The sequence below is a fragment of the Mesorhizobium sp. URHB0026 genome (assembly GCF_054059755.1).
Map to the genome: position 1 here is coordinate 4,780,391 of NZ_JBSSCN010000001.1, position 20,812 is coordinate 4,801,202.

General features: G+C 63.2%; 17 protein-coding genes, 2 tRNA genes and 2 pseudogenes. 19 read left to right on the forward strand and 2 right to left on the reverse strand.

The features are described from left to right. Window positions 1-27: 27 nt before the first annotated feature. The 10 genes and pseudogenes from ACVWWD_RS23585 (at window position 28) to ACVWWD_RS23630 (ending at window position 10,672) form a co-directional block, all read left to right on the forward strand. Window positions 28-2,957: pseudogene (locus tag ACVWWD_RS23585) on the forward strand (caspase family protein). 100 nt (window positions 2,958-3,057) lie between these two features. Beyond that, window positions 3,058-3,606, forward strand: a complete 549-nt coding sequence (locus tag ACVWWD_RS23590) for a histidine phosphatase family protein (protein WP_023791678.1) — start codon at window positions 3,058-3,060, stop codon at window positions 3,604-3,606. A gap of 229 nt (window positions 3,607-3,835) precedes the next feature. Further along, window positions 3,836-3,910, forward strand: a tRNA-OTHER gene (locus tag ACVWWD_RS23595). A gap of 2 nt (window positions 3,911-3,912) precedes the next feature. Beyond that, window positions 3,913-3,981 (forward strand) — tRNA-Asn (locus tag ACVWWD_RS23600). 346 nt (window positions 3,982-4,327) lie between these two features. Further along, window positions 4,328-5,470, forward strand: coding sequence for a slipin family protein (locus ACVWWD_RS23605; protein ID WP_457103443.1), 1,143 nt, complete (start codon window positions 4,328-4,330; stop codon window positions 5,468-5,470). Between the two features lie 175 nt (window positions 5,471-5,645). Then, a complete protein-coding gene (locus tag ACVWWD_RS23610) occupies window positions 5,646-5,939 on the forward strand; it encodes an acyl carrier protein (RefSeq protein ID WP_023769901.1) in 294 nt (97 codons plus the stop codon). A 55-nt stretch (window positions 5,940-5,994) separates the two neighbouring features. Continuing rightward, window positions 5,995-7,182, forward strand: a complete 1,188-nt coding sequence (locus tag ACVWWD_RS23615) for a beta-ketoacyl-ACP synthase (protein WP_352553277.1) — start codon at window positions 5,995-5,997, stop codon at window positions 7,180-7,182. Between the two features lie 44 nt (window positions 7,183-7,226). After that, a complete protein-coding gene (locus tag ACVWWD_RS23620; protein ID WP_023783136.1) occupies window positions 7,227-8,498 on the forward strand; it encodes a beta-ketoacyl-ACP synthase in 1,272 nt (423 codons plus the stop codon). Window positions 8,499-8,534: 36 nt separating this feature from the next. After that, window positions 8,535-9,563, forward strand: coding sequence for a zinc-binding dehydrogenase (locus tag ACVWWD_RS23625; protein ID WP_023791690.1), 1,029 nt, complete (start codon window positions 8,535-8,537; stop codon window positions 9,561-9,563). Between the two features lie 119 nt (window positions 9,564-9,682). Then, on the forward strand, window positions 9,683-10,672 hold the full coding sequence (locus ACVWWD_RS23630; protein WP_352553279.1) for a lipid A biosynthesis lauroyl acyltransferase: 990 nt from the start codon (window positions 9,683-9,685) through the stop codon (window positions 10,670-10,672). A gap of 69 nt (window positions 10,673-10,741) precedes the next feature. Here ACVWWD_RS23630 and ACVWWD_RS23635 read toward each other — a convergent pair whose 3' ends face one another. After that, window positions 10,742-11,170, reverse strand: a complete 429-nt coding sequence (locus ACVWWD_RS23635; RefSeq protein WP_023783134.1) for a L,D-transpeptidase — start codon at window positions 11,168-11,170, stop codon at window positions 10,742-10,744. 215 nt (window positions 11,171-11,385) lie between these two features. On the opposite strand from ACVWWD_RS23635, the gene ACVWWD_RS23640 reads away from it, so the two are divergent. From ACVWWD_RS23640 to ACVWWD_RS23660, 5 genes are all read left to right on the forward strand, one after another. Beyond that, on the forward strand, window positions 11,386-12,666 hold the full coding sequence (locus ACVWWD_RS23640; RefSeq protein ID WP_352553281.1) for an acetylornithine deacetylase/succinyl-diaminopimelate desuccinylase family protein: 1,281 nt from the start codon (window positions 11,386-11,388) through the stop codon (window positions 12,664-12,666). A gap of 162 nt (window positions 12,667-12,828) precedes the next feature. Continuing rightward, window positions 12,829-14,307, forward strand: coding sequence for an ABC transporter substrate-binding protein (locus ACVWWD_RS23645; protein WP_352553283.1), 1,479 nt, complete (start codon window positions 12,829-12,831; stop codon window positions 14,305-14,307). A 34-nt stretch (window positions 14,308-14,341) separates the two neighbouring features. Next, entirely contained in the window at window positions 14,342-15,289 is a 948-nt protein-coding gene (locus ACVWWD_RS23650; RefSeq protein ID WP_023769893.1) for an ABC transporter permease, read from the forward strand. Beyond that, window positions 15,286-16,155, forward strand: coding sequence for an ABC transporter permease (locus ACVWWD_RS23655; RefSeq protein ID WP_457103444.1), 870 nt, complete (start codon window positions 15,286-15,288; stop codon window positions 16,153-16,155). Before ACVWWD_RS23650 ends, ACVWWD_RS23655 begins: the two co-directional genes overlap by 4 nt. After that, window positions 16,152-17,774, forward strand: coding sequence for an ABC transporter ATP-binding protein (locus ACVWWD_RS23660; protein WP_352553288.1), 1,623 nt, complete (start codon window positions 16,152-16,154; stop codon window positions 17,772-17,774). The genes ACVWWD_RS23655 and ACVWWD_RS23660 overlap by 4 nt, the downstream gene beginning before the upstream one ends. Before the next feature lie 16 nt (window positions 17,775-17,790). On the opposite strand, the gene ACVWWD_RS23665 is transcribed toward ACVWWD_RS23660, so the two are convergent. After that, the gene (locus tag ACVWWD_RS23665) at window positions 17,791-18,222 is read right to left on the reverse strand and encodes a TerB family tellurite resistance protein (RefSeq protein ID WP_023783128.1); all 432 of its coding nucleotides are present in this window, start codon (window positions 18,220-18,222) and stop codon (window positions 17,791-17,793) included. 114 nt (window positions 18,223-18,336) lie between these two features. On the opposite strand from ACVWWD_RS23665, the gene ACVWWD_RS23670 reads away from it, so the two are divergent. The 4 genes and pseudogenes from ACVWWD_RS23670 to ACVWWD_RS23685 all read left to right on the forward strand — a co-directional run bounded on the left by ACVWWD_RS23670 (window position 18,337) and on the right by ACVWWD_RS23685 (window position 20,810). Continuing rightward, complete coding sequence (locus tag ACVWWD_RS23670) at window positions 18,337-19,122, forward strand: TSUP family transporter (protein ID WP_352553290.1); 786 nt, start codon at window positions 18,337-18,339, stop codon at window positions 19,120-19,122. A 51-nt stretch (window positions 19,123-19,173) separates the two neighbouring features. Beyond that, window positions 19,174-19,344: a hypothetical protein gene (locus ACVWWD_RS23675; RefSeq protein WP_352553292.1), complete on the forward strand. Its 171-nt coding sequence runs from the start codon at window positions 19,174-19,176 to the stop codon at window positions 19,342-19,344. Window positions 19,345-19,447: 103 nt separating this feature from the next. Then, window positions 19,448-20,282, forward strand: a pseudogene (locus tag ACVWWD_RS23680) (helix-turn-helix domain-containing protein). 108 nt (window positions 20,283-20,390) lie between these two features. Then, window positions 20,391-20,810 carry a VOC family protein gene (locus ACVWWD_RS23685; RefSeq protein WP_023769886.1) on the forward strand — a complete coding sequence of 140 codons (420 nt, stop codon included), beginning with the start codon at window positions 20,391-20,393 and terminating at the stop codon, window positions 20,808-20,810. Window positions 20,811-20,812 lie beyond the last annotated feature (2 nt).

Sequence of the window (20,812 nt, forward strand, 5' to 3'; positions counted from 1 at the left end):
GCCATGCTTGTCTGCGTTGCCGCGTCGATGCTTCGGCCTGTCGAGGCAAAGGACCTCAAGGGCGTGGCGCTGATCGTTGGCCAGTCCAGATACGAACACCTCGCCGCCCTGCCCAACCCGGCCAATGATGCTCGCGACATGGCCAAGATGTTGACGGATCTCGGCTTCGACGCCCGCAACGTCACCGACCGCGATGCGAGTAAACTGAAGCGCGACCTCGAACGCTTCGTCGAGGATGCCGAGGGCGCCGACGTCGCCCTCGTCTATTATTCGGGTCACGGATCGAAGCCGGCGGCGAGAATTATCTGGTCCCGGTCGATGCCGATGTTGCGTCGCTCAAGGATGCCAATCAGGCACTGGTGCCGATTTCCGACGTCGTGGACGAATTGAGGAAAACCGTGCCGGTGACGATCATGCTGCTCGATGCCTGCCGGACCAATCCGTTTCCAGCCGATGCCATGGTGCGGCGCGCGCCAACCGCCTCGGCCGAGCCGATCGGAGCTGGCGGGCTGGAACCGGTGCGCGGCGCCAAGGCCCTCGGCAACGCGCCGGCGGCCGATGCGAGCCTCGGCACGGTGATCGGCTTCGCCGCGGAACCCGGCCGTCCGGCGCTCGATGGCGCCGCTGGTGAAAACAGCCCCTACGCGGCGGCTTTGCTGCGCCACCTCGCGGCGATGAAAGGCACCGAGTTCGGCTCGGTGATGCGCATGGTGACGGAGGAGGTCTATCTCGACACCAAGACCAAGCAGCGCCCCTGGGTCAACGAAAGCCTGCGCCGCCTACTCTATTTCGGTGTCGCGCCGCCGGAGCCGACCGGCGATGACGGGCTGATCACCGGCGAGCGGCGGCAGTTGCTGCTGACCATTTCCGATCTGCCCGACCCCAAGCGGGCACAGGTGGAGCTGGCATCGCTGCAGGAAGGCGTCCCGCTCGACGCGCTCTACGGCGTGCTGAAGGCGCTCGGCACCGAGAAAATCCCCGAAGATCCGACCGACCTGCGGAAAGTGCTCGATGCGCAGGCCGAGCGCCTGAAGAAGATGATGTCCGAGCGCGCCGCGTTGCGCACCGACGACCCGGATATCAAACGTCTGGTCGCCTCCGCCGACAAGGCAATCGGCCAGGGTGCGATCGCCACGGCGCGAAAATTCCTCGACGATGCCGTGGGGCGGGTCGAGGAGACCAACGACACGGTCGATCAGTCTGAGGAATTGATCAAGCGGAAGCGCATCGCCGATGCCGCGATCTACGCCAAGCGGGCCGACGCCTCGGCGCTGGTCTTCGACTACAGATCGGCCGCCAGCGACTACGCCAAGGCGATCTCGCTGGCCGAGAAATGGGATGACAAGCTTCGCTGGAACTACAAGAACCAGGAGGCGGAGGCGCTTAATTCCTATGGCTACGCCACCGGCGACCTGGATGCACTTCAGCACGCGATCGAAGCTTATCGCGCCATCTTGAACTTCGTTCCCAATGGCGAACAGAATCGCGACTGGGCCATCACCCGCAATAACATGGCCGTGGTGCTGCAGAACATCGGCGAGCGCGAGACCGAAACCGCGCATCTTGAAGAGGCCGCGCAGATTTTTCGCGATTCGCTTGCCGTGTTCGAACGTGTGAAAGACGATCTCAACTGGGCCGCCGCGCAGAACAATCTCGGCAACGTGCTGTTGAAGATCGGCGAACGCGAGAGCGACCCGAAGCGCTTGAACGAGGCGGTGGCGGCGATGCGCGCCACACTGGAGAAGCGCCCGCGCGACAAGGTTCCCCTCGACTGGGCTTCCTCGCAGAACAATCTTGGCCTCGCGCTCTATGCACTCTCCGAACGTGAACCCGGCGGCGAGCATCTGGCGCAGGCGGAAGCGGCCTACCGGCTGGCGCTCGAGGAATACACGCGCCAGAAAACGCCGGTCGAATGGGCGATGGTCGAGAACAATCTCGGCAATACGCTTGTGACCTTCGGCATCCAGCTCAACGACAAGGCCAGGATCAACCAGGCCGCCGACGCCTTCCGCGCCGCGCTCGAAGTGCGAACCCGCGACACATTCCCCGTCTCGTGGGCCACCAGCCGGCTCAACCTCGGCAATGCGCTGAGTGGTATCGCCCGTTTCGACATGGGCACCGGCACGCTCGAAGAGGCCGCGGCAGCCTACGACGATGCGCTGACGGTGTTCACCAGGCAGCGCTTTCCGATGGACTGGGCGTCGGCGCAGAACAATCTCGGCTCGATTTACCAGACACTTGGCCAGCGCACCCGCGATGCAGCCAGGCTGGAGCAGTCGGCGGCGGCGTTCCAGGCAGCCCGGCAGGTGTATGTCAGGCGAAAATTCCCGCTAGACTGGGCGATGAGTTACTACAATCTCGGCAACACGTTGCAGCTTCTTGGCGGCGTGTCGGACAAACCCGAGCACTACAGCGAGGCGATCGCCGCCTACCGCGACGCATTGCGCGAGTACAAACGCGACACCAACCCGCGGCAATGGGCGCTGAGCCAGGCCGGCCTCGGCTCGACGCTGCACTGGTTGAGCATGAGTAATGCCGACGCCGGGACCATGCGGGATTCGATCGCCGCACGGCGATCGGCACTTGAGGTGCTGACCCTCGAGACGGCCCCCGTCGACTGGGCCAACGCCCAGAACGGCATCGGCATGAGCCTGTTCAACCTCGGCAACATCGAACGGACCGGCAAATATCTCGATAAGGCCGAGGCGGCGTTCACGGCGACGCTGAAAGTGTTCACCAGGCAAAGCCAGCCCTTGCAGTGGGCCTTCGAACAGAACAATCTTGGCGATGTCAGCTGGAACCGCGCCAGCCATGGCGGCGGCAAGCCCGAATATCTCAAGGCGATTGCATTCTTCGAGAACGCCAAACAGGGCTTTGCCGAAGCCAGCTACACGATCCCCATCCCGCTCACCGATCAGAAGATCGATCTGGTGAAGCAGCAGCTCGCCAAAATGTGAGGCGTGAGACGCGGCTGACGCCCGGCTTGTCTTTGTGCCCGCTTTCCAATCCCTATATGCGAATGGTTGGAGCCCGATACGGACTCACGGAAGGGTGGCGATGATCCGGTTAGCCTTGGCGTTGTTCCTGCTTGTCGTCCCCGCTGCCGCGCACGCGACGGACGCTGGCTGGGCGCTGCTGCGCGATGGCGGCCATGTCGTGCTGCTGCGCCACGCCATGGTCACCGGCACCACCGACCCGGCCAATTTCGACATCGGCAATTGCGCCACCCAGGTCAATCTGTCGGCGCGCGGCAAGCAGCAGGCAAGCAAGATCGGCGCCCTGTTTGCCGCGCGCGCGGCTCCCATCGAGCGCATCCTGTCCAGCCGCTATTGCCGCTGCCTCGACACCGCGCGCACCGCCTTCGAGGCCGAGCCGGAGCTGTTCGCGCCGCTCGATCTCTTGAAAGGTGACGACGCGCGGAAAGCAGCGCAGATCGCCGCCATCATGAAGGAAATTCGCGCCTATTCCGGCTCCGACAACCTGGTCCTGGTCACCCATCTCGAAAACATCGTGGCGCTGACCGGCGTGTCGCCCCGCGAAGGCGAAGCCGTGGTGGTCGAGCCGCAAGGCGACGGCTTGCGCGTACTTGGCCGCGTCACCTTCTGAGGCCGCTGCTCCCGATCGCGGGCGCGGCAAATGAGTGTTGCCGAAATGCCACCCCGAAAGAAGCGGCGAATTCGAAACGACAATGTCGCTTGCGACAACCAGTCGCAGGGGCTATAGGCGCGCTCCCGGTCACGAAAACCGAAGCGAGCACAACGGTTGGAGCTTTCGTCTCCGCTCGTGCAGGCTGCTTTGCAGTCCTGTATACGGCGCCGTCTCGGGGATTGGGATTGAGGATGTAGCTCAGAGGTGAGAGCGCCGGATTTGGGTCCGGAGGTCGAGGGTTCGAGTCCCTTCATCCACACCACGGATAGCTCAGTTGGGTAGAGCATCAGATCGTTAATCTGATTGTCGAAGGTTCGAATCCTTCTCCATTGGCCTGATAAGCCAGCACCCTGCCAGGTGTTATCTGAACCGGTCCGGGGACTGCAATGCTGAAGACGTGACAGACGGCCGAAGCCTTCGGGCCAGGACGTATCGAAAGGTCCGATGCCATCGGCTCGCGGCCAGGCTCGCGGTAATGGTCAAGGCGCATCGATGCCGGCAAGGGAGGCTCGCTCCGGCGCCCGCTTCGCTGCCCCGCGATCCGCTCCCACAGGCCCGCCGCGCATCGATGCCAGTCCCCGGACCATTCGTGTCCGGAATTGGAAGTGAACGAGAAACGAAGGGAAGATCGACGCATGACGTGACGCCCGCATGGGCCATGCCCGACAGGAGTAAGACAATGACTATTCTCGATACAGTTCTTGAGCGCGAGCGCGTCCTGGTTAAGGAAAACGAACGTGCCCTCACTCTCTACAAGGGAGAGATCAAGGCTGTCCTGCTGCCGGGTGAGCACTGGCTCGCCAACCGGAACCAGAGCCTTGAGGTGTCCCGGCACGATCTGAAGAGCCCGGAATTCGTTTCGGCGTACGAGAAGGCGTTGTTCGACAAGCTCCCGGACGTGGCCGCGCGTCATTTCACCGTCGTGCGCACCGGGCGCACGGAAGTTGCGGTCATCGAGCGTGATGGCAACCTGCATTCCGTGCAGGCCCCCGACCGTAAGCTGGTGCTGTGGACGGACGCCGGACCGTGGAAGGTGACGGTGGTCGACACCTCGGCCGATCTTGGCATCGATCCAGCGGTCATGCGCCGGCTCGGCCAGGCTCGGAAGACGGAATTGATGTCCGTTCACCCGGTTGTCGACGGCCAAGCCGGGCTGCTGTTCATCGACGGTGTCCTTGTGCGGACGCTTGCCGCTGGCGTGCACGGCTTCTGGAACGTCGGACGGATGGTGCAGATCAAGGTCGTCGACCTCAAGCGTCAGTCGCTCGATGTCGCCGGGCAGGAAGTGCTGACCAGGGATCGCGTCACGATCCGCGTCAACATCGCGGCCGAATACCGGGTCGTCGATCCGGTCAAGGCGGTGAGCGCGGTGAAGGACTTCTCCGAGGCCCTCTACCGCGCCCTGCAGTACGCGTTCCGCAAGACGCTGGGCGCGCTCACCCTCGACCAGATCCTCGAAAAGAAGGTGACGGTCGACGAGGAAGCGGCGGCCAAGGTCCGTGCCGACATGGCCGAGATCGGGGTCGAGGTCAGCGACATCGCGCTCAAGGATGTCATCCTGCCGGGTGAGATGCGCGAGATCCTCAACCAGGTGGTTTCGGCCGAAAAGCAGGCCGAGGCCAACGTCATCCGCCGCCGCGAAGAGACGAACGCCACGCGTTCCCTGCTCAACACGGCCAAGGTCATGGCGGAGAACCCGGTGATGCTGCGGCTGAAGGAGCTCGAGGCTCTGGAAACCATCGCCGGCAAGGTCGAGCGGCTGACCGTCCACAACGGAACGGGCGGGCTGCTGAACGACCTGGTCAAGCTCCGCGACGGTTGAGCTTACGTTGCGTCAACGGAAGGGCCGCCGGGTCGACCGGCGGCCCTTCTTGCGTTTCCTGGGCATCCCACCCATCTGCGCCCGGCTTAACAGGCCTTTTCCTGCCGGGAAAAACCGATTAGACAGCGCCCAAACGAATGCGGACAGATTCCGCCCGCAAAGAAGGAAAAGCCCCTTGTCCACCACGAACTCCACCACGTTCGACAAAGTCGCCAAGATCATTGCCGACACCAGCGAGATCGATATCGACACCATCACGCCCGAGAGCCACACCATTGACGATCTCGGTATCGACAGCCTCGACTTCCTGGACATCGTGTTCGCCATCGACAAGGAATTCGGCATCAAGGTGCCGCTGGAAAAGTGGACCCAGGAAGTCAATGACGGCAAGGCTTCGACCGATGATTACTTCGTCATGAAGAACCTGTGCGCCAAGATCGACGCGCTGGTTGCCGCCAAGACCGTCTGAGGTCATCAGGGCGCGTGACTTGACGCGCTCCGTCACCTGACCCACAAAGCCGCTCATGAGCAGCCCCCACGACGTCGTCATCACAGGGATCGGCCTAGTTTCCTCGCTGGGGGAAGGTCCTGAAGCCCATTGGCAGAAGCTGGCGCAACCCGGCCCGGAGCCGGTGCTCGAGCCCGCGCGCTTCGCGCCCTACACGGTTCATCCACTGCCCGAGATCGACTGGAACCTGCAGATCGCCAAGCGCGGCGATCAGCGGCAGATGGAGACATGGCAGAGGCTCGGCACCTATGCGGCGGGCCTCGCGCTCGACGACGCCGGCATCAAGGGCAATGACGAACTCTGCACCACAATGGACATGGTTGTGGCGGCCGGCGGCGGCGAGCGCGACGAAGCGGTCGACGCCGACATTCTAGCCGCTTCGGAAAACCGCAACGACCGCGACGTGCTGCTTAACGAGAAGCTGACCACCGAATTGCGGCCGACGCTTTTCCTGGCGCAGCTTTCCAATCTGCTCGCCGGCAACATCTCCATCGTCCACAAGGTCACCGGCTCGTCCAGGACCTTCATGGGTGAGGAAGGCGCTGGCGTCGCCGCCGTCGAGACGGCCGCCGCGCGCATCCGCTCCGGCCAGTCGACGCACATCCTGGTCGGCGGCGCCTTCCAGACGGAACATTCCGACATGCTGCTGGGCTACGAGCTGGCCGGTTATCTGCATCGCGGCCCGTGGAAGCCTGTCTGGCAAAGGCAGGGCGCCGAGGGCGGCGGCGTGGTCTCTGGTTCCGGCGGAGCCTTCCTGGTGCTTGAGCAGCGCGAACACGCGGCAAGTCGCGGACGCAAGATCTATGCTGAACTCGGCCCCGTCGTCTCCGGCCGCGCCAGGCGCGCGCGCGGAGAACTCGACACCGAGATCGCTCTCCTCCTCAAACAGGCGCTGCCGAACGGCAAAATGCTCGCCATGTCGGGAGCATCAGGCGCGCATGCGGCAACAGGGGCCGAAAAGGCGGCGCTCGACGCCAATCCGGCGATATCGGCGCGCGGTTTTGCAACGTTGACCGGGCACATGAAGGAAGCGCAGTTTCCCTTCGCCGTGGCGCTGGCGGCACTCGCGGTCGACCGCAAGGCCGCCTACCCTGTCTTTGACGCCACGGCCGAAAAGCCATTTGAAGGCATTCCCGTGAGCGTCCTTGCAACGGCGATCGGCTATCACCAATTCGAGGGCATGGCGCTCGTCAACGCCGCTTGAGGCGGCGTTTGGCGAACGCACTGCAGAGATAAGAGGGCTCCCGGATGGCCAATTTCAGAGATCACATGGGCAGGCCCGTGGTTGCCGTCACCGGTATCGGGGTGGTGACCTCGCTCGGCGTCGGCAAATCAGACAACTGGGCCGCGCTGACCTCGGGCAAGTCGGGCATCCACCCGATCACTCGCTTTCCGGTCGACCACCTCAACACACGGATCTCCGGCATGGTCGATTTCCTGCCGTCGAGCTCAAAGGGAGCAAGCCTCCTCACCTATGAACTGGCGGAAACCGCGGCGCAGGAGGCTGTTGGCGAAGCCGGCCTGACTTCCGGCGATTTCGGCGGCCCTCTCTTCCTCGCCTCGCCGCCGGTCGAGCTCGACTGGCACGACCGCTTTTCGCTCTACAATTCCGACAAGCACGATTCCGGCGCCGAAAGGTTGCTGCGCGTGGCGCGCGGCCTGAAGGAATTCGATCTCTTCGAAACCACCCAGTTCGGCTCGATCGCCGACCGGCTCGCCGACCGGTTCGGCACACGTGGCCTGCCGATCACGCTTTCGACGGCTTGCGCCTCCGGCGCCACCGCCATCCAGCTCGGCGTCGAGGCGATCCGCCGTGGCGAATGCGATCGGGCGCTGTCGATCGGCGCCGACGGCTCGGCGACCGCCGAGGCGCTGATCCGCTTCTCGCTGCTGTCGGCGCTCTCCACCCACAACGACAATCCGGAAAAGGCTTCCAAGCCGTTTTCCAAGGACCGTGACGGCTTCGTGTTGGCCGAGGGATCTGGCGCTCTGGTGCTGGAATCGCTGGAGGCGGCGCTTGCCCGTGGGGCCGCCGTTCTCGGCATCCTCAGCGGCTGTGGCGAAAAGGCCGACGATTTCCATCGCACGCGCTCCAAGCCGGATGGATCGCCGGCGATCGCCGCCGTCCGGGCCGCACTTGCCGATGCGGGTCTCGGCGAAGACGAGATCGACTATGTCAACGCACACGGCACCTCGACGCCGGAAAACGACAAGATGGAACACCTGTCGCTGTCGACGGTGTTTGGCGAGCGCATCGGCTCGATGCCGATCTCGTCCAACAAGTCGATGATCGGCCACACGCTGTCGGCGGCGGGCGCTGTCGAAGCGGCGTTTTCGCTGATGACGATGCGCGAAAGCGTCATTCCTCCGACCATCAATTATGACAATCCTGACCCGGCGATCGTGCTCGACGTCGTGCCGAACAAGAAGCGCGATGCGCAGGTTCGCTCCGTTCTGTCGAACTCCTTCGGCTTTGGCGGCCAGAACACTTGCCTTGTCATGGCGCGGGAACCGGTCTAAGCGAGCCCTTTCCGCTTAACAGAACCGACAGGCTCCATGCGCGCACTGCAACTTATCGAGGACCGCCGCCTTGAAACGGTGGACCTGCCACTCCCGCCGCCTCCCGCGCTTGGCGAAGTGACGCTGCGCATCAAGGCGGTGGCGCTGAACCATATCGACGTCTGGGGCTGGCGTGGCATGGCCTTCGCCAAGCGCAAGCTGCCGCTGGTCGTCGGCGCGGAGGCCTCCGGCGAGGTGGAGGCGGTCGGTCCCGGCGTTTCCAGCCTGCTGCCCGGACAATTGGTATCGATCTACGGCGCGCGCACCTGCGGCCTCTGTCGTGCCTGCCGCGAAGGTCGCGACAACCTGTGCGAGCATGTTTCGGGCGTTCACGGCTTCCATCTCGACGGTTTCGCGCAGGAGAAGATCAACCTGCCGGCGCGCCTGCTGGTCCCCGCCCCGCCCGGTGTGACCGATATCGGGGCCGCGGTCGCGCCCGTTACCTTCGGCACCGTCGAGCACATGCTGTTCGACAATGCCAGGCTGCAGCCCGGTGAGACGATCCTCGTTCATGCCGGCGGGTCCGGCATCGGCTCGGCGGCCATCCAGTTGGCCAAGCGGATGGGCTGCACGATCATCACAACGGTCGGCTCGAACGACAAGATCGACAAGGCCCAGGCTCTCGGCGCCGACCATGTCATCAACTACCGCGACGATCGCTTCGAGGGCGTCGTGCGCAAGCTGACGAAGAAGAAAGGCGTCGACGTGGTGTTCGAGCATGTCGGCACCGACACCTTTGCCGGCTCGATGCTGTGCCTGAAGCGCGGCGGTCGCCTGGTGACCTGTGGTTCGACCTCCGGCGTGTCGGCACAGATCAACCTGATGCAGCTCTTCCAGCAGCAGTTGAAACTGCTCGGATCCTTCGGTTGCCGCATGGAGAACATGGCCAACGCCATGCAAAAGATGGCCGCGGGACAGGTCGCCCCGGTAATCGACACCGAGGTCGGCTTCGACGATATCGATGCCGCGCTGAAGCGCATGGAAGGCCGCGACGTTTTCGGCAAGATCATCCTGCGCGTCGCCTAGAGTCGGATGATTTCAGGTCGAATCGACTGAAATCTGAATCCGCCTCTAAATCAAGGAATAGAGCATGATGTCATCCGAAAACCGCTTCACACTTTTCGGCATCATGCTCTAGGGCCTCGATGTCCGTGCTCAAGAAGCTTCGCCGCGATCTGAAATTTCGCCATGGCAGACAATTGCGCCAGGTGAATTACTGGTTTGTTGCGCGTCTCGCGATGGTCATCATGTCGCTGCTGCGCCTGCTGCCGGTCGACAGCGCGCTGAATTTTGCCGACCGCACCGCACGCCTCATCGGTCCAAGGGTCGGGCGCCACCAGGTCGCCCTCGACAATCTGCGCAAGGCGTATCCGGAAAAGAGCGAGGACGAAATCCGAGCCATCGCGTCCGACATGTGGGGCAACATGGCCCGCCTTGCCGCCGAATACATCTTCCTCGACGCCCTCTTCGACTATGACCCAGCCGCCGGCAAGCCCGGCCGTATCGAGGTCAAGGGAACAGAGCATTTCGTTGAGATCGCGGCCGAGAAGCAGCCGCACATCGTCTTCACCGGCCATCTCGGCAATTTCGAGCTGCTGCCGGTGGCGGCCGCGACCTTCGGCATGAACATCACGGCGCTGTTTCGGCCGCCCAACAACCCTTACCTCGCCGACTATATCCTTTCGACAAGGCGATCGACCATGGGAGGCTTGCTGCCTTCGATGGCCGGCGCCTCGTTCGCGCTGGCGGGAGTGTTGGACAATGGCGGCAATATCGGCGTTCTCGTCGACCAGAAGTTCTCCAACGGCCTGGACACGACCTTCTTCGGCCGCCCCTGCCAGAGCAACCGCGTGCTCGGCACCCTTGCCCGCCACTATGACTGCGACGTCTATCCGGCGCGTTGTATCAGGTTGCCGGGCAACCGCTTCCGGCTCGATATCGAGGACAAGCTGGTCCTGCCGCGCACCGCCGACGGCAGCGTCGATGTCCACGCCACCACCCAGATGCTGAACGACGTTGTCGAGCGCTGGGTCCGAGAGGATCCAGGCCAATGGATGTGGTTCCACAAAAGGTGGGAGATCAGCAACTGGCGGCGAAAAAACCGCACCAAGCCGGCTCCCGCCTCAAACAGCTGAGCAGGCGGCTGGCGGGAACGTGCGTTCCTCCGCCAGCAAACAAAGCCGTATCAACAAACCGCCAATTGCCTAATTGGTGACGACAATGCGCGTATTGCCGAAGCCCACTTCGCGGACCATCGAATAGAAGGCCGCGGCATTGGCCGTATGCAGCCTTACGCAGCCATGCGAGGCCGGACGGCCGAGTTGCCTGACGGCGCCCGTTCCATGGATGGCATAGCCGCCACGGAAGAACACCGAGTACGGCATCGGCGACATCTCGTACTTGCGCGAATACCACATCCGCGCCGTGCGCTGCGGCCGGTAGGTCCCGCGCGGCGTGAAATAGCCCGGACGGGCGGTGGAGACGGCCCACCGATAGACAGAATCGCCATAACGAACGGTCATCGTCTGCGACGACACGTCGATGTTCGCCACCAATGTGGCCGCCTGACTTGCTGCCGATGCGCCAAACAGCGCAACGACCAATACTGCTGCCTTGAGAAATGACGTATTCATGCGATCAAACCCCTCTGATTGCCCATGCCTGCTCGCCATCACGTTGTTTTTCACCTCTTTAATGGCGGTGAACAGATAGCACACAGTCTTTGACCAATTCGCCAATCCGAAGCAGTGAATTTGAACGATTTCCCGCGATAGTTGCCACAACGACACGTTGCACGGTTTGATCGACGGGCTTGCAAAACCACTGGGATCGCTGCTCAACTCGCGGCATGAACGGGCGACTCCTCAAGGCAATCGACATCAGGCGCGACGAGTTGGTGGCGCTGACCGCCGACCTAATCCGCTTTCCGACCATAAATCCACCCGGCGAAGCTTACGGACCGTGCGCCCACTATATCGGTGAGCGGCTAAGGAAGAGCGGCTTCGAGACCGAGTTCATCCGCGCCGAAGGCACGCCCGGCGACACCGATCGCTATCCGCGCATCAATGTCGTGGCGCGGCTTGATGGACGGTCACCTGGTGCCTGCGTCCATTTCAATTCGCATATCGACGTTGTCGAAGCCGGCGACGGCTGGACCGTCGATCCCTTCGCTGGCACCGTCAGGGACGGCAAGGTCTATGGACGCGGCGCCTGCGACATGAAGGGCGGCCTCGCTGCCTCTATCATCGCTGTCGAAGCCTTTGTGGAAGTCTTTCCCGACTTTCCCGGCGCCATCGAGATCTCGGGGACGGTCGATGAGGAATCCGGCGGCTTCGGCGGCGTCGCCCATCTGGCCGGCCTCGGCTATTTCTCGAAACCCAGGGTCGATCACGTCATCATTCCCGAGCCTCTCAACAAGGACCGCATCTGCCTCGGCCATCGCGGCGTCTGGTGGGCGGAGATCGAGACCAAGGGTGAGATCGCGCACGGCTCGATGCCGTTTCTCGGCGACAATGCGGTGCGCCATATGGGCGCGGTGCTGCAGGCATTCGAGGACGAACTGTTCCCGGCACTCGACCGAAAGATCACCCGCATGCCGGTGGTGCCGGAAGGCGCCAGGCGCTCGACCATGAACATCAATTCCATTCATGGCGGCCAGACCGAGGATTTCCGCCCCGGTCTGCCCTCGCCCAACGTGCCCGATTCCTGCCGTCTGACCATCGACCGCCGTTTCCTCCTCGAGGAGGATCTGGCCACGGTCAAAGCCGAAGTGACCGGCGTTCTCGACCGGCTGAAACGCGAGCGCAAAAAATTCGACTACGAGATCCGCGATCTGATGGAAGTACTGCCCCTGATGACCGAGCGCGACGCCCCCGTTGTCAAGGCGGTGGCGCAAGGCATTCATGCGATCTTCGACCGCGAGCCCGACTACGTCATTTCGCCCGGCACCTACGACCAGAAGCACATCGCCCGCATCGGGCATATCTACGACTGCATCGCCTATGGCCCGGGCATTCTGGATCTCGCCCATCGGCCGGACGAGTGGGTTGGCATATCGGACATGGTGGAATCGGCCAAGGTGATGGCGATCGGGCTCAACGTGCTGCTGCGCGGCACGGCCACGGGATGATCCTGCATCGCGATAAGCTTCGGCCCGCCGACAGGGCTGGCACGGCAAAAAACATTCCCGGCCACCCTGCCTGGCAGCACGAAACGCAATTTACTCCCACGCGAAATCACGCTTCTATCGCCCGGCTTGAGCACGTATCCTGAACGCATGGGGAGTTGCACGATGAGATTGTGGAAAACCATTCTGGCCGCCGCGGTTCTCGCATTGGCCGCTGGAACCTCCGCCTTTGCGGCCCGAACCGACCTGGTCATCGGCATTCCGCTCGAACCGCCGCATCTCGACCCAACCGCTGGTGCCGCTGCGGCGATCAAGGAAGTGCTCTACGCCAATGTCTTCGAGGGGCTGACCCGGATCGGACCCAATGGCGAGGTGCTGCCGGATCTGGCGGAAAGCTGGACCATTTCCGATGACGGCAAGGTCTACACCTTCAAGCTGCACGCCGGCGTCAAATTCCACGACGGCGCCGATTTCAGCGCCGATGACGTGAAATTCTCGCTCGACCGTGCCCGCGCCGACAATTCGGTCAACGCGCAGAAGGGCCTGTTCGCGGCCATCGACAAGGTCGACGTCATCGATCCGGCGACGGTGAAAATCACGCTGAAAAACCCGCAAGGATCCTTCCTTTACAATTTGGGCTGGGGCGACGCGGTGATGGTGTCGCCGAAATCCGCCGACACCAACAAGGAAAACCCGGTTGGCACCGGCCCGTTCAAGTTCCAGAACTGGGCCAAGGGATCATCGATCACGCTGGTCAAATCTGACCATTACTGGGGCTCTCCGGTGTTCCTCGACAAGGTCGAGTTCCGCATCGTGCCGGATGCCGCGGCCTATGTGCCTGCCCTTTTGTCCGGCGACATCCAAGCCTTTCCCTTCTTCGATCCCGACAGCCTCGCACAGATCAAGGACGATCCGCGTTTCAAGGTGGTGATCGGTTCGACCGAAGGCGAAACCATCCTCTCGATCAACAACAAGAAGCCACCTTTCGACAAGCTGCAGGTCAGGCAGGCGATCTCCTATGCGCTCGACCGCAAGGCGATCATCGACGGCGCCTCGGCCGGCCTTGGCCTGCCGATCGGCTCGCATATGTCGCCGGCGAACAAGGACTATGTCGACCTCACCGGCCTCTATCCGCACAATGTCGACAAGGCCAAGGAACTGCTGAAGGAGGCCGGGCTGGAGAACGGCTTCAAGGCAACGCTGAAACTGCCGCCGCCCAGCTATGCACGGCTCGGTGGCGAGATCATCGCCTCGCAACTTCGCGATGTCGGCATCAACCTGGAGATCATCCCGGTCGAATGGGCGCAGTGGCTGGACCAGGTGTTCACCAAGAAGGATTACGACCTGACCATCGTCTCCCATACCGAGCCCAACGACATCGATATCTATTCGCGCAGGGACTACTACTTCAACTACGACAATCCGACCTTCGACAAAGTGATCGCCGACCTCAACCTCACCTCCGACGAGACCAAGCGCAAGGAACTGCTTGGCGAGGCGCAGAAGATCCTGGCCGACGACGCCGTGGTCGGCTTCCTCTACGAATTGCCCAAGGTCGGTGTCTGGGACGCCAAGCTACAGGGCCTGTGGGAAAATGCGCCGATCCAGGCCAACGACCTGACCAAGGTGAAGTGGAGCGAGTGAGGTTCTTGGTGCGCGCGGCACCCCCTTGCCTTCCATGAGCGCCTACCTCCTCAAGCGTCTCGCCGTCGCTTTAGCAACGCTGGTACTTGCCTCGATGGTGGTGTTCGCCGTGCTGGAGATCCTCCCCGGCGATCCGGCGCGGCTGATGCTGGGCATGAACGCCAGTGCCGACCAAGTGGAACTCTTGCGCAACCAGATGGGCCTCAACGCGCCGATCGTCCTGCGCTATCTGCACTGGGCCGGGGGCTTGCTCACCCTCGATTTCGGCCGCTCCTATACCTACTCGGTCCCGGTCATCGATCTCGTGCGCGAACGGCTGGCCGTCTCGCTGCCGCTGGCGCTGATCGCGCTCGCGCTCTCCACCTTGATCGCCATTCCGGTCGGCCTGTTTTCCGCCAGCCGGCGCGGACGGGCCGGCGATACGATTTCAATGGGCATCGCGCAGCTTGGCGTTGCCGTGCCCAATTTCTGGTTCGCGCTGATGCTGATCTATATCTTCGCGGTCTGGCTGCGTCTGGTCCCGGCCGGTGGTTTTCCCGGTTGGGGCGCCGGCGCCTGGCCGGCACTGAAATCGCTGCTGTTGCCGGCGGTGGCGCTTGCCTTGCCGCAAGCGGCAATCCTGGCACGCGTCACCCGCTCGGCGCTGATCGAGGTGCTCGATGAGGATTACATCCGCACCGCCCGCGCCAAGGGCCTGCCCTATCGGGCCGTGCTGTGGCGGCACGCGCTACGCAACGCCATGATCCCGGTGCTGACAATCCTTGGCCTGCAGTTCGCCTTCCTGCTCGCCGGCACCATCATCATCGAAAATGTCTTCTATTTGCCCGGGCTCGGCCGGCTGGTGTTCCAGGCGATCACCCAGCGCGACCTGATCGTCGTCGAGAGCGTCATCATGCTGCTGGTCGCCGCCGTCATCGCCGTCAACCTCGTCGTCGACCTTTCCTATGCGGTGGTCGATCCACGCCTGAGGACCCGGCAATGACGCTGCGCATCGACATCCCCGACGAGACGTTCCGCAGCATCCTGGCCAAGGCGTTTGGGAATACCGCTTTCGTTACCGGTTTCGTCATCACCGTGCTGATCCTGGCGATGGCCGTCGTGTCCTATGTCTGGACGCCCTTTGATGTAACGAAGCTCGTTATAGCGGACAAGACGCAAGGTCCCTCGCTAGCGCACTGGTTCGGCACCGACCATTTCGGCCGCGATATCCTGTCGATGATCATGGTTGGCGCCCGCAACTCGATCGCCGTGGCGCTGGTCGCCGTCGGGATCGGCATGGGTGTCGGCGTGCCGCTTGGCGCCTTCGCCGCCGCGCGCGGCGGCCTCGTCGACGAGGCGTTGATGCGCATCAACGACCTCGTCTTCGCCTTCCCCGCACTGCTGTCGGCCATCATGATAACAGCCATTTTCGGGCCGGGCGCCGTCAATGCGATCATCGCCATCGGTATCTTCAACATTCCGGTGTTCGCCCGCGTCACCCGCGCCGGCGCGCTGGCCATCTGGCCGCGTGAATTCATCCTTGCAGCGCGCGCCGCCGGCAAGAGCAGCACGCAGATATCGATCGAACACGTGCTGCCCAACATCGCCACGCTGCTGATGGTGCAGGGCACAATCCAGTTCGCGCTGGGCATCCTGGCCGAAGCCGGGCTCTCCTATCTCGGCCTCGGCGCTCAGCCGCCAATGCCGAGTTGGGGCCGCATGCTGTTCGACGCCCAGACGCGCATGGTGGTGGCGCCGTGGATGGCGATCTTCCCCGGCATGGCGATCGTCGTCACCGTGCTCGGCCTGAATCTTCTGGGCGACGGCATCGCCGACATTCTCGACCCGAAATCGCGGCGGCTGCGATGAGCCTGCTCGAAATCGATAATCTGTCGCTGGTCATCGGCGACACACAGATCCTGAAAAATATGGAGCTCTCCGTCGCGCCCGGCGAAGTGATGGGGCTGGTCGGCGAATCGGGCTCCGGCAAATCGATGACCGCGCTCACGGTGACGCGGCTCCTGCCCCATGCCGCACGCGCCACCGGGCGCATCACATTCGACGGCATCGATCTTCTGGGAGCGACCGAGGACCAGATGTGTGCCTTGCGCGGCGACGACATCGGTATGGTGTTCCAGGAGCCGATGACGGCGCTCAACCCGGTCAAGACAATCGGCGAACAAGTCGCCGAAGGCATACGCTGGCACACCGGGGCGAGCCGTGCCGACGCCGAGGAGCGGGCGCGAAAAATGCTCGACCGCGTCGGCCTGCCCGAAGCAAAATTCCCGCTGTCGCGCTATCCGCACGAATTGTCGGGCGGCCAGCGCCAACGCGTCGTCATCGCCATCGCCTGCGCGCTGAAGCCGAAGCTGCTGATCGCCGACGAGCCGACGACGGCGCTCGACGTGGTGCTGCAGGCACAGATCCTCGACCTCCTGCGCGATCTCGTGGCGGAGAACCGCATGGGCCTGCTGCTGATCTCGCATGATCTCGCTGTCGTGACAGAGATGGCCGACCGCATCACCATCCTGCGCCATGGCGAAGTGATGGACGCCGGCGACACGGCGCGCACGCTCTCCGAACAGTTCCATCCCTATACGCGCCAGTTGGCGCGGGCCTCGATGCATGTTCCGCCGCGCTCCAAACCTCATCGTGTCGGGATGGACCAACCCTTGCTGCAGGTTGAGGGCGTCAGCCGCGACTACCCCGGACGCCGCATCTCGCTGTTCCGGCGCGCGCCAGACATACGTGCGGTCGACGATGTCTCCCTGTCGATGGCGCCGGGGCAGTCGGTGGCGCTGGTCGGCCGCTCCGGCTGCGGCAAGTCGACCCTTGCCCGCATGATCCTGGCGTTGGACCGGCCGAGTTCGGGAACGATCCGGTTTCGCGGCGAACCCATCATCGGCAGGAGCGAGGCCGAGCTGAAGCCGGCCAGACGCGATATGCAGGTTGTCTTTCAGGATCCCTACGGCTCCTTCGATCCGCGCCAGAAGGTCGAAAAACTGGTCGCCGAACCCCTGCATGTCCTGGAAAAAAAACCGACGCGCGCCGAGCGCCGCGAGATGGTGGCGCATGCGCTCCACGAGGTCGGCCTCGACCAACGCGACATGGACAAATACCCGCACGAATTTTCCGGCGGCCAGCGCCAACGCCTGTCGATCGCCCGCGCCATCATCACGCGCCCCAAGCTTGTCGTCGCCGACGAGCCAGTCTCGGCACTCGATGTCTCGATCCGTGCACAGATCCTGGACCTGTTCGCCGGATTGAACCAGAAACTCGGCATCGCTTATCTCTTCATCACCCATGACCTGACCGTCGCCCGCGCCATCACCGACGACGTGCTGGTCATGCATGACGGCAAGATCGTCGAGCGCGGCAGGACGAGCGAAGTGCTCGACCATCCGCAATCAGAGGCGGCGCAAGCGCTGGTCGCCGCAGCGCCGGATCTTCGCCGGGCGATCGCGAAACGGATTCAGGAACAAGGGTAAGCTGCCGATCCGCCCGCTACTCTTCCGGCTTCACCACATCGACCGGGCTGATGTCGAGCAAATCGAGCGTGCGGCGCAACAGACGCACCTCGGTCTCGGCCAGTTGCGAATCCGCCTTGGCGATTTCCGCCATGTGCTGCGCCAATTGCTTGCGCCGCCCGACGTCGAGGTCGCGAAACAGCGCGATCGCCTGCGAGCCGTTGGTCTCATAGCCGTATTCGTTGAGATATTCGATGACCGCGTCGATGCTGGCCTCCGGAATGCCGAAAGCATCCTTACAGATGCGCCGGAAGGCAACCATCTCGCTCTCGCTCACCGTGCCATCGGCCAGGATCATCCGGAACAGCATCAGCAGTTCCGCCGACAGGACGGGATCGTCCGCGACCTTGCGCACGCCCGGGTCGCCGTCGAAGATCGAGCGTATCTGGTCAAGCAATGCGAATGCCATGAACGGGCCCTTTCCGATTCTTCTTCAACAGAATTAGCGCGGAATCGGCCTTGCGCAAACCGGGTCGGCGTGGTCGAACGCGCGCTACAGCCGACGGACATCTCGACATATCAGATGATCGACCTCACCGCCCAGACAATCGCCATGCTCGCTTTCGCCGCCTTTGCCGGGGGGTTTGTCGATTCGATTGCCGGCGGCGGCGGGCTGATCACCATTCCGGCGCTGCTGCTCGCCGGTTTTTCGCCGGTCGAGGCGCTTGGAACCAACAAGCTGCAAGGCATGTTCGGCTCCGGGTCGGCGACGATCCACTATGCCTCGAAAGGCCATGTCGACCTGCGCCGGCAGCTGCCATCGGCGCTGCTTGCCCTCGCCGGCGGCGCCATCGGCGCATTGCTGGCCACGATCGTGCCCGGCGACCTGTTGCGAGCGGCCCTGCCGCTGGTACTGATTGCCATTGCGCTCTACTTCGCGCTCAAGCCCAACATGAACGATGTCGACCGGGCCGAGCGCCTGTCGCCCTTCCTGTTCGGCGTGACCCTGGTGCCGGCTATCGGCTTCTATGACGGCGTATTCGGGCCGGGCGCCGGTTCCTTCTACATGCTGGCCTTCGTGACGCTCGCCGGCTACGGCGTGCTCAAGGCAACGGCGCACACCAAACTGCTCAATTTCGCCTCCAACATCGGCGGCTTCATCATCTTCGCCGCCGTCGGCGTCATCTCGTGGAAGATTGGCCTGGTGATGGGCGTCGCCCAGTTCCTCGGTGCCCGCGTCGGCGCGAGCTTGGCCATGCGCATCGGCGCCAAGCTGATCAAGCCGCTGCTGGTCATCGTCTGCATGGCTCTGGCGGTGAAGCTGCTGGCCGATCCGGCCAACCCGTTGCGCGTCATGATTGGTGTGTAATCACGCGCCTGTTACAATGCCGCTGTTCGAATCATGTTGGAGGAGCCAGACATGAATCTCAGCGCGCCTACCCAGATTGTTTTCATCGTCTCCGTTGTCATCGCCATCATCGGCATTCTTGCCGCGCTTGGCGTCCTTGCGTTCATTCCGATCGCATCGGTGTGGATCGTGCTTATCGCCTATATCGTGCTCGCCGCCGGCTGCCTGATGCGCGGCGCCTGACAAGTTTCCGTCGACAAGCGGGGACCGAGAGCGCCCGGCCAAAGCCGGGCGTTTTTGATTATGATGCGGGCTCTGCTAGATTCGCTTGGCGGAAGGACGGCCAATGCCAATCGAGATGCAGCGCCGGAAAGAACAGGATCGCTCCATATCGGGGCTTTTCGAAATGCGTCGACGGCTTCCCAATGCCGCGCTTGACGGCGTTGTCACCGATATCTGCGGTTATCGCGAAACCGCGCCCGGCTATTTCCATAACATCGAATATGCCTCGCTGACCGTGCCGCTGGTGATCAGCTTTGCCGAACCATTCGCTATCGGGCTTGGCCGAACCCCCGGCGATAACGACCGTTTCGCCAGCTTCGCCGCCGGCCTTTATGCCGGACCGGTGATGATCCAGTCTTTCGGTGGCGCCTGCTGCGTCCAGGTCAACTTCACCCCGCTGGGCGCACGCCGGTTTTTCGGCCGGCCGATGAGTGAACTGGCCGATCGCATGGTAGCCCTCGACGACGTGCTCGGTCTCGAAGGCATCGCCCTGCGCGAAAAACTTGGCAACGCGCCGGATTGGAACATGCGTTTCGACTTGGCGGAAATGTTCGTCGCCGGCCCGGCTGGCCGCTGCCCACGAGACCCGGGCCGAGATCGCCTGGGCTTATGACAGGATCATCTTTTCGGGCGGCCGCACGCGCATCGCCTCTCTTGCGGAAAAGCTGGGCTGGAGCCGCAAGCATCTTGCCGAGAGATTCACCGACGCCACCGGCATCGGTCCGAAAACCCTGTCGCGCATCGTGCGCTTCAACCGAGCCCTCGGCCTGTCCAGGCAACAGGCGAGCGGGTGGGCCGACATCGCCGCCGATTGCGGCTATGCTGACCAGGCGCATCTGGCCCGCGAGTTCCGCGACCTGGCCGGCGAAACGCCGACGACACTGTCGTTGGGGGTGTAGTTCCGAACAAGCCGCGGCGCACTGGCCGGCAGGTAACATTTCTTCAAGACGCCGGAACGGCCTTCGAACAGAGTGGGTTATCGACCAATCCGGATGAAGGAGGCAGCCATGCCCACAACCAATGAAGCACCACGGCTCTACCCTGCCCTGCGCTACAGAAACGCGGCGAAGATGATCGACTGGCTGGGCGAAGCCTTCGGCTTCAGCGTCCGCGCCCGCTACGGCGAAGGCGATGTCGTGCACCATGCCGAACTGGTCGTCGGCTCTTCGATGATCATGCTGGGCTCGGTCCGCGACGACGATTACGGCAAGATGGTAGGCGAACCCGGTTCAGGCGGCGGCAAGTCGATCTATGTCGCCGTCGACGATGCCGATGCCGCGTATAAGAGAGCCAGGAAGGCCGGCGCCGTCATCATCCAGGAATTGACCGACCGCGACTACGGCAGCCGTGAGTTCGTCTGCCGTGACCCGGAAGGCAATGTCTGGTCGTTCGGCACCTACTGGCCGAAGGCCAGTGAGAAGGTCTGACC